Genomic DNA, 15,552 nt, shown 5'->3' with positions numbered 1-15,552 from the left:
GATCAGTTTCCTCCCGTGCGTGCGGCCGGAGCTGCGCCGCGACCGCCCAGTTCGTTAAGCGGCAGGAACGGCAACACGCCGGAGCCGGATGTGCTGCTGTCGATGATGATCTTGTTGTTCTTGCCCAAGACTTTTTCCAGCGTTTCGAGATAGATGCGCTCCCGGGTGACATCCGGTGCGAGCTTGTACTGGTCGTAGATCTTGGTGAAACGCTGCGACTCACCCGTCGCCTCGGCGATGGTCTGCTCCCTGTAGCCGTTCGCGGCTTCCAGAATGCGGGCCGCTTCACCACGGGCTTCCGGAACGATCCGGTTGGCATAGGTTTCGGCCTCGTTGCGGATGCGCTCCTGGTCGGCCCGTGCTGCCTGCACGTCCCGGAAGGCGTCGATGACCTGCTCCGGCGGGTCGACCCGCTGCATCTGCACCTCGGCGATTTCAATGCCGGCGCGGTAGGTATCCATGGTCGTCTGCATGAGCGTCAAAACGTCTTTTTCGATCGTGACACGGCTCTCGGTCAGGATCGAATCGATCCGCGATTCCCCGACGACCTCGCGCATGGCGCTTTCGGCAACCGCCTTCACCGTCACGAACGGTTCCTCAATGTTGAAAAGATAGTCCGTAATGCCCTCATTGGTATTCTTGATTCGCCACAGGACCTTGAAGCCGACGTCGACGATGTTCTCGTCCCCGGTCAGCATGAGGCTTTCTTCCGGAACGTCCCGGCTTCGCACAGCGCCGGAACCGGTGACGCTCTCATCAACCCCGACGGTCGTCTCGCGCTGCAGTTCGACCCGCGGCTTGTAGACCTGTCCTACCGGATAAGGCCAGTTGTAGCTGAAGCCCGGGGGCGTCTGGTCCACCACCTCGCCGAGAACCAGTTCCACGCCGACTTCACCTTCGTTGACGATGTAGAAGCCGGTCATGAGCCAGGTGATGATGCCGATGCCGATGACGATCAGCACGCCGACGAAACCGAGATTGCCGCCACCGCCCGGAAGGATCGACTTCATCCGGTCCTGCGTGCGTTTCAAAAGCTCTTCCAGGTCCGGCGGCGCGCCGCCACCACCGCGGCTGGGGCCGCCGCCCCAAGGGCCGCCGCTGTTTCCACCGCTTCCCCAAGGGCCGCCGCCGCTCCCGCCACCTTTCCAGGGACCGCCGCCGCCTGATTGATTGCTCCAAGGCATCAAAACTTCCTTCTGTGAAATCCAGCCGCTGCCGGACGTGGGCTTTGTTGTTTCGCCCGTTCTGACTCACCGTAGGTTATAAGGAGGTTACCGGCTGCTTTCAACGAAAAGCCCCCTGCCCAACTCCTGAAGAACCCCTACATTTTCCCGCGCCGCAGGTGGGGTCGGACATCGGATGTGTCAAGACCGGGGCAGTTCGTTTTCGCCGCTGCCGCCCGGCTACCGGCATCATAGCCGCCATATCCGGTTTCAGACGCGGCCCGGCCTGCTCGGAACCTATCAGTTAACAGGTCCGGATCATATCGATATGCGCAATCCCGTCCTGGATGTAGACCTGCGAAGCGGGCTCAAATCCAAGCGACCGGTAGAATGGCTCCAGATGCGCCTGCGCCGTGACGTGCAGTCTACACCCGGGCACCAGCCTTGTCGCCTGCTCGATACCGGCCTGCATCATGGCCCGCCCGAGCCCGGCGCCGCGCGCCTCTTGCGCTATGACGACGCGGCCGATGCGTGCCTCCCCGTTTTCGGCATCGGTGAACAGCCTGATGGCTCCGACCAGCGCCCCGGTATCACGGTTCCTGATGTGACAATGCAGCGCGGCCGTGTCCTTGCCGTCGATGTCCGCATAGAGCGAGTTCTGCTCCATAATGAAAACGGTCTGGCGAAGCCGCAGCAGATCATGGACATCATGATTGCTCAACTCGTCAAAGGCGGCCCATTTCACAGCCAGATTCCGGGACAGGTCTTCAGTCGGGCTCATGCATGCTCACTCTTGGGATCTCAGGATTTGCGCCGGTAGGTCACGAAATCAAAGCCGGCGCTGTCTTTTTCCGTACGCTCGCCCCGCTCGCGGCCGGTTTCGCTCCATTGTGCCGGGTCGATTTCCGGGAACCTGGTGTCGCCTTCCGGTTCGGTTGCCACCTCGGTAACTTCCAGCCGATCGGCAAGGCCGATCGCCTGCCGGTAGATCTGGCCGCCGCCAATGATCATGATTTCGTCGACGCCGAGCTCCGCGGCCTGTTCCCGGGCCCTTTCCAACGCCGCCTCGAGCGAAGTGGCGGCCTCCGCGCCGTCCGGAGCGTATCCGGGATCCCGTGATATGACGATATGCGGCCGGCCCGGCAGCGGCTTTCCTCCAAAGGAAAGAAAGGTCTTTCGGCCCATCACCAAAGGTTTGCCGAGCGTAAGCTTCTTGAAGCGCTTGAGATCGCTGGGCAGTTTCCAGGGCATGTCGTTTTCCGCCCCGATGATCCCGTTCCTGGCGACGGCGGCAATCAACACGATGTCAGGCAACGGCGCTCTCCGAATCCGGTTTTCAAATGCTCTGACGCCTCCTAGCATGGATCCGGCGCGAGAAAAAAACGGATGCAGATTTCTTTTGCGCCGGGTGTCGGATTGAAGCGCTCACTTACGTCCTGAGCGTCGGGAGTATTTGCGTCAGGAGAGAGTTGGACATGTCTGCATTGATGGATACCGTTTTGATTGAACGCACCCGGGCCCTGATCCCGGAGGAACACGTCGAACAGAAGCGCATGTTCGGCGGCACCTGTTTCATGGTCAACGGCAACATGCTGGTCTGCATCTCCAAACGCGGATTGATGGCAAGGGTCGGCAAGGAGCAGGCAGCGGAAGCCCTTTCCCGGCCCCATGCCTCCCCGTGCGAGCCGTCCGGACGCCCCATGCCGGGGTTTATCCGGGTGGAGCCGGAAGGCATCGAAACCGATGAGGATCTCAAGAGCTGGGTCAATCTGGCGCGAAACTACGTGTGCGCATTGCCGCCCAATGCCGCCAAGAAGCCGAAAAAGGCAAAATCCGGGAAGGCGGCGGAATGATTTCCGCGGGATATCGGCCGGAGACCTTCACGTTTTTGAAGGGCCTGGCGGCCAACAACACAAAGACGTGGTTCGAGGCGAACAAGTCCGACTACCTGCATTTCGTCAAACAGCCGTCCGACGCCCTTCGCCGCGCCCTCCAAGAAGCGCTTTCCGAGCTGACCGGCCGCGAGATCACCTCCAAGCAGTTCCGCATCAACCGGGACCTGCGCTTTTCCCGGGACAAGAGACCGTTTAACGCGCATGTCCGCATGGCTTTCTGGCCGACGGGAAGCACGTTCGAGGGCAAGGACGCCCAGCCGCCGAGCTTCTTCCTGTCGATCGAACCGGATCACATCCGCATCGGCACCGGCTGCATGGCCTTTTCCAAGCCCGCGCTCACAGTCTTTCTGCACGCGCTTGAAACCGGAGAAGGCGAAACGCTCCTCGCCCTTTTGCGGAAACTGCAAGAGAACGGCTTCGAGATTTCCGAACCGGATCTTGCCAATGCGCCGAAGGGCTTTCCCAGGGATCACCCTCACGCCGGCCTTGCCAGGCACAAGGGCCTCGGCGCCTGGAAAACGCTGGGGGATACCGGCCTCGTCCAGGGAAATAGCGGCATCGCGGCCCTCGCCGACATCTGGGCGGGCACCCTTCCCTTCTGGAAATGGCAGCTTGGACTTTTGGAAAAAGCTTGATCCAAAGCGCTTTGAATTTTAAGAGCCTTGCAGTCCTTCCTCCTGCAGAAGTTGAGATCCGATGGTATCGAACAAAGAGCTGGCGCAGCGTTTTCCCGAAGATTTCCGGTTCGGAGTCGCAACGGCCGCCTATCAGATTGAAGGCGCCACCGATGAAGACGGCCGCAAGCCCAGCATCTGGGACGCGTTCTCGAAGATGCCCGGCCGGGTCTATCAGCACCATAATGGCGATGTCGCCTGCGACCATTATCACCGTTGGGAAAGCGATCTCGACCTCATCAAGTCCCTTGGCGTCGAGGCCTACCGGTTTTCGATTGCATGGCCGCGGATCCTCCCGGACGGGCGCGGCGCGGTGAATGAAAAGGGTCTCGATTTCTACGATCGGCTGATCGACGGCATGGTCGCGCGCGGCATCAAAGTCTATCCGACGCTCTACCACTGGGATCTTCCGCTGACGCTTGCCGGAGATGGCGGCTGGACGGCGCGCAGCACGGCGGAGGCCTTTGCCGACTATGCGGACATCATCGTCCGGCGCCTGGGCGACCGGATGGACGGACTTGCGACCATCAACGAGCCCTGGTGCGTCTGCCATCTGAGCCATCTCTACGGAATTCACGCTCCGGGTGAGAAGAGCGTCGAGGCCTTTGCCGCCGCCGTTCACACCGTGAACCTTGCCCATGGCCTCGGCACCCAGGCAGCCCGCGCCGCCCGGTCGGACCTGCCGATCGGGACGGCGATCAACGCCCATTCCATCTATCCGGTCCGCGACACACCGCAGGACATTGCCGCGGCCGAACGCGCCTTCCTGTTCCATAACGACATCTATTTCTCACCGGTCTTCAACGGCTCCTATCATCCGGAAATCCTTGAAGCTTTCGGCGACAGGATGAACATCCGGCAAGGCGATCTGGAGATCATCAGCCAGCCGCTCGACTGGTGGGGCCTCAACTACTACACGCCGATGCGGGTGAAGCAGGACCCGGACGGGGCGGCAACCTACCCGATGGCTCAGAGCGTTGCGCCGAAGCCCGGGCCGGAACTCACGGACATCGGCTGGGAAGTCTATGAACAAGGCCTGTCGGACCTTCTGAAAGAGCTCTATTCCCGCTATCGGCTCCCGCCCTGCTACATCACCGAAAACGGCGCCTGCTACAATGACGAACCGGTTGACGGCGCCGTCGACGACCAGCGCCGGATCGACTATCTCGAAAAGCACTTCGACGTGCTCGCCGGGGCCACCGAGAACGGCATTCCGTTGAAGGGCTATTTCCTCTGGAGCCTGATGGACAATTTCGAATGGGCCGAAGGCTATTCGAAACGGTTCGGCATCGTGCATGTCGACTACGAAACCCAGGTCCGCACGCTGAAGAACAGCGCCCACTGGTACCGGGATCTGATCGGCTTCCACGAGCAAACGCGGTGAAGCCGGCTGCCTCTACGCCCCGGCATCCGTCAGATTCGCCAGGATGATCTCGCTCCACACCCGTGTGGGCGCGATCCAGGCGGTCCAGTCGTTGTAGTTTCCCGAAAAGACGACCGCGGCCACGTCCGCCCTGGGGCACAGCCACAGCCGCTGACCGCCGTTGCCGAAGCCGGCGAACCAGGGCGACGGGCCGCCGAGGGCCCGGACAGGTGCCTGACCGCAGAACCAGAAATAGCCATAGTCCAGCCCATCGTCCGTCGCGATCACCGGCCTCAGAGAGGCGGTGATCCAGGCCTCCGGCACAATGCGCCGGCCTTCCCAAATGCCGTTGTTCAGGACCAGACGGCCGACCTTGAGGAGATCGGGAGCGGTCATGCGAAGACCGGAGGCCGGCGAAAGGGTGCCATCCTTGCCCGCGGACCATTCGAAATCGCTGATTCCGAGCGGATGGAACAGCATGTCCCGCGCAAGATCCACCAGGGATCTACCGGTGCCCCGCTGCAGGATCTCGCCGATCAGCGCGGTCGCCCCGCCGCTATAGATCCAGCGCGTTCCCGGCTCGGCAACCAGAGGACGCTCAAGAATATAGCGGAACCTGTCAGGAGCGGGTTCTTTGGCGATTTCGCTGTTTTCGGCATCCGTGTAGGGGCGCGTTTCGTCCCATTCCATGCCGAGGCTCATGGTAAGCGCATGTTCGACGGTCCGCTTCATGCGCTCCGGGTCGGATGCGAGATCCGCATATTCGGGAAAGAAGCTGAGAATTGGCGTATCGAGCCGCGGCACCAGCCCTTTTTCCAGGGCAATGCCGTAAAGCAGGCTGACGATGCTCTTGGTGACGGAGCGAAGGTCGTGGAGTGTTTGACCGGTGAAGGCGACCACTCCAAGCGGCCGCCCCCTGTTTTCATCCGGGCCGCTGCCGTAGCTCTCAAGGATGATTTCCCCCTTCCGGTCGGCAACAACCGCATGAAGGTGGGGCAACAGTCCGGCCTTGGCATCGGCGCAAAGCCTGCGGCCGATCATCGGATCAAAGCCGAACAATTCGGCCTTCAGCGCGTGGGGAGAGAGTGAAAGGGTCTTGTCTGCGACGGACATGATCAAATCCCTTTAAGGAGACGATCCGTTAAGACTACAGCCAACGCGCCTGTTCAGCCATGTGTGGTTGCCGCCGGCTTAGGGTGTGGACCCATAAATGAGGATGAAATGGTTTGAGGCGGATTGCGCGTCCTCAAGAAGCGGAAGCGTAGGAAATGTGGTTCATTTTCAAGCCTTCCGCGACGTAGAGGAGGCGCAATCCGGTCAAATCCGAAGGACATGAAAATGGCTTCACCCCGCTTCGTCAGCGCGCTTGACCGGGCATGCAGCCCGCTCTGCGCACCCTTCCTAACGGTGTTTCGCCATTTCTCATGCCATTTCGTCCTCATTTATGTGTCCGCACCCTCGGACATCAACCCAATCTGCTGCCTTCGGCAGGCCATGCGCATCACACTGCGATAGGCGCCGCGATATGAGGGTGCGGATCGTAGTTTACCAGTTCGAAGTCCTTGAATTCGAAGGAAAACAGGTCCCTGATGTCGGGATTAAGATTCATCCTGGGCAGAGGCCGCGGGGTGCGGGTGATCTGTTCGCGCGCCTGGTCGAAATGATTGGCGTAGAGATGCGCGTCACCGAAGGTATGCACGAAGTCACCGGGTTCGAGGCCGCTCACCTGGGCAACCATCATGGTCAGGAGCGCATACGAGGCGATGTTGAACGGCACGCCGAGGAACACATCGGCAGAGCGCTGGTAGAGCTGGCAGGAGAGTTTGCCGTCGGCGACATAGAACTGGAACAGCGAATGGCACGGCGGCAGCGCCATTTCGTCGACAAGGGCCGGGTTCCATGCCGAGACGATCAGCCGGCGGCTTTCCGGGTTCGTGCGGATCATGTCCACCAGATTGGCGATCTGGTCTATGGACCGACCGTCCGGTGCCGGCCAGGAGCGCCACTGATAGCCGTAGACGGGCCCCAGGTTGCCGTTCTCGTCCGCCCAGTCGTCCCAGATTTTGACGCCGTTCTCCTTCAAGTAGCGGATGTTGGTATCGCCGGAAAGGAACCAGAGCAGCTCGTGAATGATCGATTTCAGATGCAGCTTCTTTGTGGTGACCAGCGGGAAGCCCTCCGACAGATCGAAACGCATCTGATGGCCGAAAATGGACCGCGTTCCTGTTCCCGTCCGGTCTCCCCGGTCGACGCCCTCATCCAGGATTTTCTGCAAGAGATCGAGATACTGCTGCACGTCGCGGCCCTTTGAATGGAGATCGGCTGATCCGCTTAACTTGGCAGATTTTCGCGAAAACACAGCCCCTCCGCGGAACTTTCCCCAGTTCGTGCACAGGCTCGCGGCGGAGTTCGCCCTACGGGCGCAAACTTTACCGGCAACGCGAATTGAAGGCCTTCACCCCCTTTTCATTAAGGGTCGGGACCCTTATATGTGGGGTGCTGGTTTTCCAGCTATGGCAATAAATGGGCAGTGCAATAAACCTATCGGACCCGGGGGCGGTACCCGGCGCCTCCACCCAAGCCCATGAGGCTTACCTGAGTAGACTTCATGGGTTTCGGCGGGGGCGAAATAGGATCGACGAGGGCGTAAAGACTGTGCTTTTGCTCGGCATTGTACCACCGTTATCGGGCTGTTCTAATAGTTGCAAATGACAACTATGCTATGGACAACGCTGTCGCAGCGTAACGCTGTGCCAGTAGTCCTTTAAAGCCCTTCCGGGTAGCACCGGCAGGCGGGGTTCGGAGGCACCTGGCAACAGAAGCCTCCACTGATTTCCCGCACATTCTCCATCTGTTGAGTACCCGTTTCGGCAAGAGTGCTGTAAGGTCTTCTGGAGACGTGCATTTATCTGGTATCACCTGGAAAAGAGCCTTTCCTTTTTGAGCGGAGGCCTTCAATGTGAGCCTGATAAACAAAATTCCACCGAGATTCGACGAAAACTGATGTCTGAAGACCTGCTGCGATACGACATTCTGATCCAGGACGCGCTGCGCGGCGCCGTGAAGAAGATTCTTGCCGAAGTCGGACGCACCGGCCTGCCCGGCGATCATCATTTCTACATTGCGTTCGACACCAATGCGCCCGGAGTCCGCGTCTCCCAGCGTCTGAAAGAGCGCTATCCGCAGGAAATGACCATCGTCCTGCAGCATCAGTTCTGGGACCTCGCCATCGGCGAACATGCCTTTGAAGTGGGCCTGTCCTTCGGCGGCGTTCCGGAAAAGCTGCTCGTTCCCTTCTCCGCCATCAAGGGCTTCTTCGATCCGTCCGTTCAGTTCGCCCTGGAGTTCGATCCGGGCAAGACCGCGGAAGAACTGCCGGAAGAACTGCTCGAAGCGGTGGAAGAACTCGCCAGGGCCGAGCAGGAACACGCCGAGAGCGAAGCCAAGGCCGAGGACGGTGCCGGCGGCAGGGAAGCAGCGTCGAGCGAGCCCAAACGCAAGAAGCCGAAGGCTGCCGCTGAGGCCGCGGACAATGCCGCCAGCGGAGAAGTCGTCTCGCTGGACGCATTCCGTAAGAAGACCTGATATCCGGAGTCATTCTCATGAGCGCGGAAATCATCAATCTGCGCACGGTGCGCAAACAGAAACAGCGTCAGGACAAGCAAAAGTCGGCAGAAGACAACCGGCTCAAATTCGGCCGGACCAAGGCTGAACGCGAGGCGGCGCGCCGGCGCCGGGACGAGTTGGAAAGCCATGTCGACGGCCACCGTCTGAACACGGGCGAAACGCCCGGCGACGACGGTGCGGCCTGACACCTGATGGCGCTGCTCAAACGGTCTCTTTCCCTGCACGGCCACAGAACCAGTCTGGCGCTGGAAGCCGAATTCTGGGAGATCGTGGATCAATGTACCGGCGTGGAAAATCGCTCGCTGGCCAGTCTGATTGCCGAAATCGATGACAGCCGCGATCCTGAAGACCCGCTCTCCTCCGCCGTCAGGGTGTGGGCGCTCAACCGGGTCAGATCAGGAAATCTCTAGGGTACACGGTCCGTTATTCCCTGGGTCGATCACGCGGCCAAGATGCTCTCGCACCCAAGCACGATCTCTTCAGCCCGCGCTACCTATTGCGGTGCGCCCGGCAGAACCAGAGGTCGGCCCTCCTCGCGGTTGAGCAGATCGTCGATGGAAACCGGCGGATCGAGGGGCGGCAGGCTATCGGCCGGTTCCGTCCCGGTATCGGAGTTCCGGGATGCCCGGCCCCTGTCGGCCTCGGGACTTTCGAGCAGCGCCCGGATCTGATCCGCAAAAGGCCGTGGCGGCTCCTGCCGGGTCGCTCCGCTTTGCTGCTCCGTATTGATGTCGCGCGGCGCCGTCGTGTCTTCCTGAGCGGCGCTCGGGCTCTCTTCAGGCAGGCTTTCTTCCCGCCGCCGCCGCTCGTCCTCGGCAGCTTGGGCCGCGGCGGCCTCAGCGGCTTCGCGCTCGCGGCGCGCCGCGGCCTCTTTCTGCCGCTTGAGTTCGCGGGCAAGCCGGTCACGTTCCAGGATTTCCGCCTGGAGTGTTTCCACCCGCTCGACTTCCTGCTCAAAGGCGCGCAAGGTGAGATAAGCGGTAAAGGGCGCGATATCCACCCGCCGCACCGGCGCCTCTACCGGCCCTTCGAAAAGCAGCCCGACCTGTGGCTCCGCGCCGGTCACGGCGTCTTCTCCAGGATCAACCTTCAGCGAGAAATCGGCATCAACGTCAAGGGTCGCAAGATCCAGTTCCGCCGACCCGAAGATTTCCGCCTTTTCGGAATCCACCACCACGTTGCGGGCGCTCAGGCGACCGCCGACCAGCGTCAATGTGCCTTCCACTTCGTCGAACGGCAGGCTGCCTGCCGACATGTGGCTGACGAAAACCTCGCGAATCTTTTCGTCCCGAAGATCCAGCCCCGCATCGACCGCCCGCGTAACGAGCGGGAAGGCCTGCGGGCTCAGCCCCCTGAAATCGCCGTTCTCAAGAGAGAATGTGCCGCCGCCGCTGAGACCTGAAACGATCGCCGAGATGGACCGGCCCACCCCTTCGTATTCCAGGAAGAGATCCATCGTGCCGGACGCCACCGCCCGATTATCCGGACGCCAGACAAGCTGGCGAAGATTCGCATCTTCCAGTTTTACCCGGCCGGAGAGCGCTGCCTCCGCATCGGTGCGGGTCAGGGAAAGGCTGCCCTCCAGGCTGCCACCCGCAAACGCCCCCTTCAGACCGTCGAGCCGCAAAAGCGTCGGCGAAATCCGCAGGTTGCCATCCGCATTGGCGATTTCCGTCGTCTCATCGATAAGCAGCCGGCCCGCATGGAAGTCGAAGGCGAGATCAATCCCGTCCAGCAGGGGCGCGCCGAAGGAAGCGACAGGCCAGATGCTCGAGCCGTCGCCGGCGGAGAACCACTGATCCGGCCCCAACACGAGTTCGGTCAGATTGCGCAGATCCGCTTCAGAGACGCTGAGTTCACCCGCAAAGCGCCGGTTGCGCTCACCGGGCGCCGGTTCCATATCGCCTTCCAGACGCCCCTCGAAAGACGTTCCGCTGATCGATCCCGACACACTCGGCAAAGCGATCGCGCTGCCTACCCCTTCAATCTCCAACGAGAGATCGGCGGGAATCATGCCGGTCATCATGGGCAGGACCCGTCCCGCCATCAGTGCAAGCGGTGCAAGGTCGGGCGTGTTGGCACTCACCGTCGCGCGGTATTCCGGGTCGCTCCCCTCCTTGAGCGTCAACGTCCCGTTCGCACCAAGTTCCGATGCTCCGACCGTGGCGGCAAGATCGATCGCCATGCCATCGGCCGGAACGCCTTTTGCGGTAAGCTGAAGATTGCCGCCAGCGACCGCTTCGATCGGGATCACGTCAAACCCGAGCTGTTGCAGAAGCTTGCCGCCGTCCGGCCCCTGAAGACCAAGTTCGATGTCGATGCCGGCAGCGTGCCAATCATCGACCCTGCCCTTCAGACCGGCCCGCAGGTTCGCTTCCGCTCCGCCCGCGGTGCCCTTGAGGGAAAGTGTCATATCCGTCGCATCGCCATTGGCGGCCGCTTTCAGCTCGGCATCGAATTTTGCCGGTACGAGGCTCCCGGCAGCCCTTTCCAGGCGTTCGACAAAAACCGTTTGCGGAAAGAGACCACCGGCCAGGGCGACAAGACCGGAGAGATCGCGCGCGTCGAGCGTGCCTGAGACGGCCCCTTGCGGAGCCGAGAACAGGTTAAGGATCTGGCCTTCCACATCGAGGCGGGCGCCAGCCAGATCTTCCGCGAACAACCGGTCGATCCTGAGGCCGCCATCGGAGTACTCCGCCTCCAGGGCGAGACCCTTGCCATCGACGCCCCGGGCGGTCACCTGCTTGGCCCGCAGGCGAATGGAGACGTCAAGTCCTTCCGGATCCTGCGCCGCGCCTGAAGCAGTCGGTTCGGGCTTGATCAGTGCGGCAAAGCTCTCGATCTGGTCGAGATCCAGCTTGTCCGCATCGAGGCTGAAGGAGAATTCGGCGTTTCCGGCGGGTGGGTTGCGATACGACAAGCCCCCGCGCGCCTGCGCATCGCCGAGCGTCAGCCGCAGATTGTCGAGCGCAGCCCCCTCGGGCACCAGATTGAGCCGGCCTTCCAGCGAAACCGGTTCCAGCGTCGCGACACCGGTGTCCTTCTGCCGCCACCAGCTGAGGAGAGACCCCGGCTGATCGGAGCTGACGGAAACGGCGCCACGATAGACGAGCCTCGGTTCCAGGCTCAGGTCTCCCTGCGTCGCCACGGTCGTGCGCCCCGGCAGCCGTCCGGCCAGGCGGGCAACGCGCCAGCCGCCCAGCATGGTCTCAAGGTCGAGCCGCACATTCTGAATGATCCCGCCCCCGACGACCAGCGCCGGAACATCCAGGGAAATCGCTCCATCGATGGGGGGCAGCGGCACGGCCCGCAGCGCGGCCAGCAATTGTTGGCGCGCTACGTCGATGTCGACTGGCTTCTGCGGTCCGCCGCCGAGCAGCCGGTCCAGATCGACCTGATTGGATTGCGCCCGGACTTCGAAACGCTTGTTGCCGGCATAGACCAGATCGGCGCTTCCGGCAGCGCTCAACCGCCGGTCTTCCGGTCCGTAGCGGAACTCGAATTCCGGCACCGCCACTTCGGCGATGTCGGCGACAAACCGGCCTTCGGCGACCCAGCTGTTTTCGTCGTTTTCTTCAAGCGCAACGGAGGCGATGTTGAAGCTGCCGTCGAAGGAGGGTGCGGCGTCCGACTGGTTCAGCATGCCGTCGAAGGCAAAATTCACCGGCATGGTCGTCGGTGTCAGCTCACCCTTGATCCTGAGCCCGCGCTCCTCCTGCGCCCGGCCGGTTGCCAGGCTGATATTGTAGGGCGCTTCGTTGAGCGTCAGGCTGCCCACCGCCTTGAACGGCCCGGCAAGCGATCGCGCGCTGACCGACAGATTGCCGTTGTCGAGCCTGTGCGTTTCCCCCGAGCGGGCATCGACAATGGACAGGGCACCATCGCGGATGGTGACGTTTTCGAAGGCGACATCGTCCGGCGGCAGTTTGGCGAGCACGCCGTCCGAAGTGACGGCGGTCAGCCAGTCCAGGCGCCCCTGTTCGTCCAGCGACAGCGACAGATGCGGCCGGTCGAGTTCCATCTCCATGACACGAATCTCGCCTTTCAGGAGCGGCGGCAGCTCGATCCGCATCTTGAACCGGGAAACCACCAGAAGCGGGTCTTCCGCCTCGCCCACCCGAACATCGGAGAAACTGATGGACGGGGCCGGCAGCAGCCGCAGATCCGCTTCGCCCAGCACCGTCACCCGGTGGCCGAGCGCGCGCTCCGCATAGGTCTCGAAGGTGGACCTGTACACCGTCCAGTCAATAAAAAACGGCCCCACCAGCGCCGCGACCAGCACCAGTATGACGGTTATTCCCACGGTGATGTAAACGGAGTTCAGGCCTTGTCTCCTTGTTCTCCCTGAAGCATCCCGCGCATATATCAACGCCGACAGGATGCCCTGACACAATCGAGCGGATCAACTCTCCTGCCTTCACAGGTTTCCACATGAAGGCAGGCCGACCCGGTCACCGAAAACCATACCGGTCAGATGTAGCCGATCACAGCCGCGCTGCAAACTTTCTATCGGCAGTCCCCAGCGGTACTGCCGGACAATAACCTGCTTTGCAATCAGGCTTATTGTACTGATTCCATACAATATCATGACTGAGGCAGGATCTTGCCCGGATTCATGATGTTGTCCGGATCGAGTGCCTGTTTGATTGCCCGCATGACGTCAAGCGCATCACCATGTTCGCGGCGCAGATATTTCTGCTTGCCCTGGCCGACGCCATGCTCGCCGGTGCAGGTGCCGCCCATGTCGATCGCCCTCAGGGCCAGCCGTTCCACGAACGCTTCGGTCTTGCGCACCGCTTCGGCATCGCTCAGGTCTACCAGGATCTGGACGTGGAAATTGCCATCCCCCACATGGCCGACGATCGGCGCCAGGAAACCTTCCGCCCGGATATCCTCTGCGGTCCTGGTGACGCATTCGGCAAGCCGTGAAATCGGCACGCAGACGTCCGTGACCATGATCTGGGCGTCCGGATTGAGCGTCTTTCCGGCCCAGTAGGCATCATGCCGGGCAGCCCACAGCTTTGAGCGCTCCTCGGCGACGGTCGCCCACTGGAACGGACCGCCGCCATTCTCCTCCGCGATGGCCGAGAACATCTCCGATTGCTCCCTGACGCCGGCCTCAGAGCCGTGGAATTCCAGGAAGAGCGTCGGCGTTTCGGCGAGTTCCAGCTTGGAATAGGTGTTGCAGGCCCTCACCTGCACGCTGTCCAGAAGCTCTATCCGTGCGACGGGCATCCCCATCTGAATGGTCGTGATGACCGCGTTGCAGGCCGAATTGACGTCCGGAAACGGGCAGACGCCTCCGGAAACCGCTTCCGGCTGGCCGTGAAGGCGCAGGGTCAGTTCTGTGATCACGCCGAGCGTGCCTTCCGAGCCCACGTAAAGGCGGGTCAGATCGTAGCCTGCCGAAGACTTCTTCGCCCGCCCGCCTGTCCTGATGATCGTGCCGTCCGCGGTCACCACGGTCAGGCCGAGGACGGCGTCCTTCATCGTGCCGTAACGCACCGCGTTCGTGCCGGAGGCCCGTGTCGCTGCCATGCCGCCAATGCTGGCGTCCGCGCCCGGATCGATCGGGAAAAACAGGCCGGTATCCCTGATGTAGCTGTTGAGCTGCTTGCGAGTGACGCCCGCTTCCACCCGGCAGTCCAGATCGTCCGGATTCACTTCCATGATCCGATTCATGCGCGACAGGTCGAGCGAAACGCCGCCGAGCGGCGCATTCACATGCCCCTCCAGCGAGGATCCCGTGCCGAACGGAATGACCGGCACCTTGTGCGCGGCGCAAAGCCGCACGACTTCCGCGACCTCTTCGGTGGTCTCGGCAAAGACGACCGAATCCGGCGGCTGGTTTTTCAGCCATGTCGTCGTATGACCGTGTTGCTCTCGCAGGGCCATCGACGTGCTGCAGCGCTCGCCGAACCGCTCTTTCAGTCCGGCGATGACGACCGCGGTTTGGCTGTTGGTGTCGGTCGCTTGCGGATCGTTCGCTGCATTTGCCATTTCCGGCATGTTAGTTCCTCCTAGAGCATCCTGTGTTGGCGAGTTGCTCTAACATATTGGGATCGACCGCTCTTTTTATCCTTTTCATGTAAAAGCACGTGAAAAAGGCGACAGATCCGGCGGGCGGCTTTGGCCACCGGGTGAAAATCTGAATATGTTGGCCCCAGCCGGAAAGGTCAAAGTCAAATCTGTGCCCACAGCTTATTGGACGCGGGGCCGATTGAACACGGGTACGAATGGAGAAAAGGATGGCAGTCAGCTGGGACGAAAAGCCGGTCGAGAGCGAAGTGATGTCGGTCAGGGATGACTGGATCGACTACAACGGCCATCTCAACATGGCTTATTACAACGTCCTCTTCGACACGGCTGTCGATCAGGTCTGTGAACGGCTCGGCCTCGGCCCCGGCTATGTCAAGGAATGCAACGCCTCCTTTTTCACCGCGGAAGTCCATGTCTGTTATGTTCGCGAGCTGAGCGTCGGCATGCCGGTCAGGGCCACGCTGCAGCTGATCGACTTCGATTCCAAGCGCGCCCATCTGTACCAGGAACTGCGCCATGCGGAAGAAGGCTGGCTGTCGGCCACGTCGGAGCAGATAAGCCTTCACGTCGACCTGGAAGCGCGCAAGGTCGTTCCATGGCCCGACGATATCCTGGCCAATCTGACTGCCCTCGCCCGGGCCCATGGCGGGCTGCCCCGTCCGGAACGATCGGGAAGGCGCATCGAAATACGAAAAAAGAGCTGATTCGGCGTGGCGCTTGAACAAAAGTCAGTGATTTGCACGCCGAACCGGCCATACGGCCCTGTTCTTTCGCTCCGACTCGGGCCAGAT

General features: G+C 61.5%; 14 protein-coding genes and 1 other RNA gene. 8 read left to right on the top strand and 7 right to left on the bottom strand.

Translation table 11 applies throughout. From position 1 onward, the window contains the following. Window positions 1-2 precede the first annotated feature (2 nt). The 3 genes from hflK to ON753_RS05755 all read right to left on the bottom strand — a co-directional run bounded on the left by hflK (window position 3) and on the right by ON753_RS05755 (window position 2,525). Window positions 3-1,184 (bottom strand): FtsH protease activity modulator HflK, encoded by a 1,182-nt coding sequence (hflK, locus tag ON753_RS05765; RefSeq protein ID WP_265961617.1) that lies wholly within the window; start codon window positions 1,182-1,184, stop codon window positions 3-5. A 283-nt stretch (window positions 1,185-1,467) separates the two neighbouring features. Next, window positions 1,468-1,944, bottom strand: coding sequence for a GNAT family N-acetyltransferase (locus ON753_RS05760; RefSeq protein ID WP_265961616.1), 477 nt, complete (start codon window positions 1,942-1,944; stop codon window positions 1,468-1,470). Window positions 1,945-1,964: 20 nt separating this feature from the next. Further along, window positions 1,965-2,525: a dihydrofolate reductase gene (locus ON753_RS05755; RefSeq protein WP_265961615.1), complete on the bottom strand. Its 561-nt coding sequence runs from the start codon at window positions 2,523-2,525 to the stop codon at window positions 1,965-1,967. Between the two features lie 113 nt (window positions 2,526-2,638). Here ON753_RS05755 and ON753_RS05750 point away from each other — a divergent pair, with 113 nt between their 5' ends. The 3 genes from ON753_RS05750 to ON753_RS05740 all read left to right on the top strand — a co-directional run bounded on the left by ON753_RS05750 (window position 2,639) and on the right by ON753_RS05740 (window position 5,116). Next, on the top strand, window positions 2,639-3,016 hold the full coding sequence (locus ON753_RS05750; protein WP_265961614.1) for a TfoX/Sxy family protein: 378 nt from the start codon (window positions 2,639-2,641) through the stop codon (window positions 3,014-3,016). Then, window positions 3,013-3,693, top strand: a complete 681-nt coding sequence (locus ON753_RS05745) for a DUF2461 domain-containing protein (RefSeq protein ID WP_265961613.1) — start codon at window positions 3,013-3,015, stop codon at window positions 3,691-3,693. Before ON753_RS05750 ends, ON753_RS05745 begins: the two co-directional genes overlap by 4 nt. 61 nt (window positions 3,694-3,754) lie before the next feature. Further along, entirely contained in the window at window positions 3,755-5,116 is a 1,362-nt protein-coding gene (locus ON753_RS05740; protein ID WP_265961612.1) for a GH1 family beta-glucosidase, read from the top strand. Window positions 5,117-5,128: 12 nt separating this feature from the next. Here the strand turns inward: ON753_RS05740 and ON753_RS05735 are convergent, their stop codons facing one another. Next, complete coding sequence (locus tag ON753_RS05735; RefSeq protein ID WP_265961611.1) at window positions 5,129-6,208, bottom strand: serine hydrolase domain-containing protein; 1,080 nt, start codon at window positions 6,206-6,208, stop codon at window positions 5,129-5,131. Between the two features lie 388 nt (window positions 6,209-6,596). Next, window positions 6,597-7,391, bottom strand: coding sequence for a thymidylate synthase (locus tag ON753_RS05730; RefSeq protein WP_265961610.1), 795 nt, complete (start codon window positions 7,389-7,391; stop codon window positions 6,597-6,599). Between the two features lie 163 nt (window positions 7,392-7,554). Here ON753_RS05730 and ssrA point away from each other — a divergent pair. From ssrA to ON753_RS05710, 4 genes are all read left to right on the top strand, one after another. Further along, window positions 7,555-7,925, top strand: a transfer-messenger RNA (tmRNA) gene (gene ssrA / locus ON753_RS05725). Between the two features lie 173 nt (window positions 7,926-8,098). After that, entirely contained in the window at window positions 8,099-8,680 is a 582-nt protein-coding gene (locus tag ON753_RS05720; protein ID WP_265961609.1) for an SspB family protein, read from the top strand. Between the two features lie 17 nt (window positions 8,681-8,697). Then, the gene (locus ON753_RS05715; RefSeq protein WP_265961608.1) at window positions 8,698-8,907 is read left to right on the top strand and encodes a DUF4169 family protein; all 210 of its coding nucleotides are present in this window, start codon (window positions 8,698-8,700) and stop codon (window positions 8,905-8,907) included. A gap of 6 nt (window positions 8,908-8,913) precedes the next feature. Further along, window positions 8,914-9,132, top strand: coding sequence for a ribbon-helix-helix domain-containing protein (locus ON753_RS05710; RefSeq protein WP_265961607.1), 219 nt, complete (start codon window positions 8,914-8,916; stop codon window positions 9,130-9,132). Window positions 9,133-9,215: 83 nt separating this feature from the next. Here ON753_RS05710 and ON753_RS05705 read toward each other — a convergent pair whose 3' ends face one another. After that, window positions 9,216-13,025, bottom strand: a complete 3,810-nt coding sequence (locus tag ON753_RS05705; protein ID WP_265961606.1) for an AsmA family protein — start codon at window positions 13,023-13,025, stop codon at window positions 9,216-9,218. A gap of 281 nt (window positions 13,026-13,306) precedes the next feature. Continuing rightward, a complete protein-coding gene (locus ON753_RS05700; RefSeq protein ID WP_265967069.1) occupies window positions 13,307-14,722 on the bottom strand; it encodes an FAD-binding oxidoreductase in 1,416 nt (471 codons plus the stop codon). Between the two features lie 248 nt (window positions 14,723-14,970). Between ON753_RS05700 and ON753_RS05695 the strand changes: the two genes are divergently transcribed. After that, window positions 14,971-15,465 (top strand): thioesterase family protein, encoded by a 495-nt coding sequence (locus ON753_RS05695; RefSeq protein ID WP_265961605.1) that lies wholly within the window; start codon window positions 14,971-14,973, stop codon window positions 15,463-15,465. Window positions 15,466-15,552 lie beyond the last annotated feature (87 nt).

Origin of the sequence: Roseibium salinum, from assembly GCF_026240905.1 — a bacterium.
Lineage (GTDB): Bacteria > Pseudomonadota > Alphaproteobacteria > Rhizobiales > Stappiaceae > Roseibium > Roseibium salinum.
Note: the sequence above shows the minus strand (reverse complement) of the source record. Positions and strands in the feature narration are given on the sequence as shown.

Coding starts and splice junctions, on each gene's coding strand:
- ON753_RS05695 (WP_265961605.1), top strand. CDS start 14,971: ATGGCAGTCAGCTGGGACGAAAAGCCGGTCGAGAGCGAAGTGATGTCG.
- ON753_RS05735 (WP_265961611.1), bottom strand. CDS start 6,208: ATGTCCGTCGCAGACAAGACCCTTTCACTCTCTCCCCACGCGCTGAAG.
- ON753_RS05745 (WP_265961613.1), top strand. CDS start 3,013: ATGATTTCCGCGGGATATCGGCCGGAGACCTTCACGTTTTTGAAGGGC.
- ON753_RS05715 (WP_265961608.1), top strand. CDS start 8,698: ATGAGCGCGGAAATCATCAATCTGCGCACGGTGCGCAAACAGAAACAG.
- ON753_RS05740 (WP_265961612.1), top strand. CDS start 3,755: ATGGTATCGAACAAAGAGCTGGCGCAGCGTTTTCCCGAAGATTTCCGG.
- hflK (WP_265961617.1), bottom strand. CDS start 1,184: ATGCCTTGGAGCAATCAATCAGGCGGCGGCGGTCCCTGGAAAGGTGGC.
- ON753_RS05750 (WP_265961614.1), top strand. CDS start 2,639: ATGTCTGCATTGATGGATACCGTTTTGATTGAACGCACCCGGGCCCTG.
- ON753_RS05755 (WP_265961615.1), bottom strand. CDS start 2,525: ATGCTAGGAGGCGTCAGAGCATTTGAAAACCGGATTCGGAGAGCGCCG.
- ON753_RS05700 (WP_265967069.1), bottom strand. CDS start 14,722: ATGGCAAATGCAGCGAACGATCCGCAAGCGACCGACACCAACAGCCAA.
- ON753_RS05710 (WP_265961607.1), top strand. CDS start 8,914: ATGGCGCTGCTCAAACGGTCTCTTTCCCTGCACGGCCACAGAACCAGT.
- ON753_RS05760 (WP_265961616.1), bottom strand. CDS start 1,944: ATGAGCCCGACTGAAGACCTGTCCCGGAATCTGGCTGTGAAATGGGCC.
- ON753_RS05720 (WP_265961609.1), top strand. CDS start 8,099: ATGTCTGAAGACCTGCTGCGATACGACATTCTGATCCAGGACGCGCTG.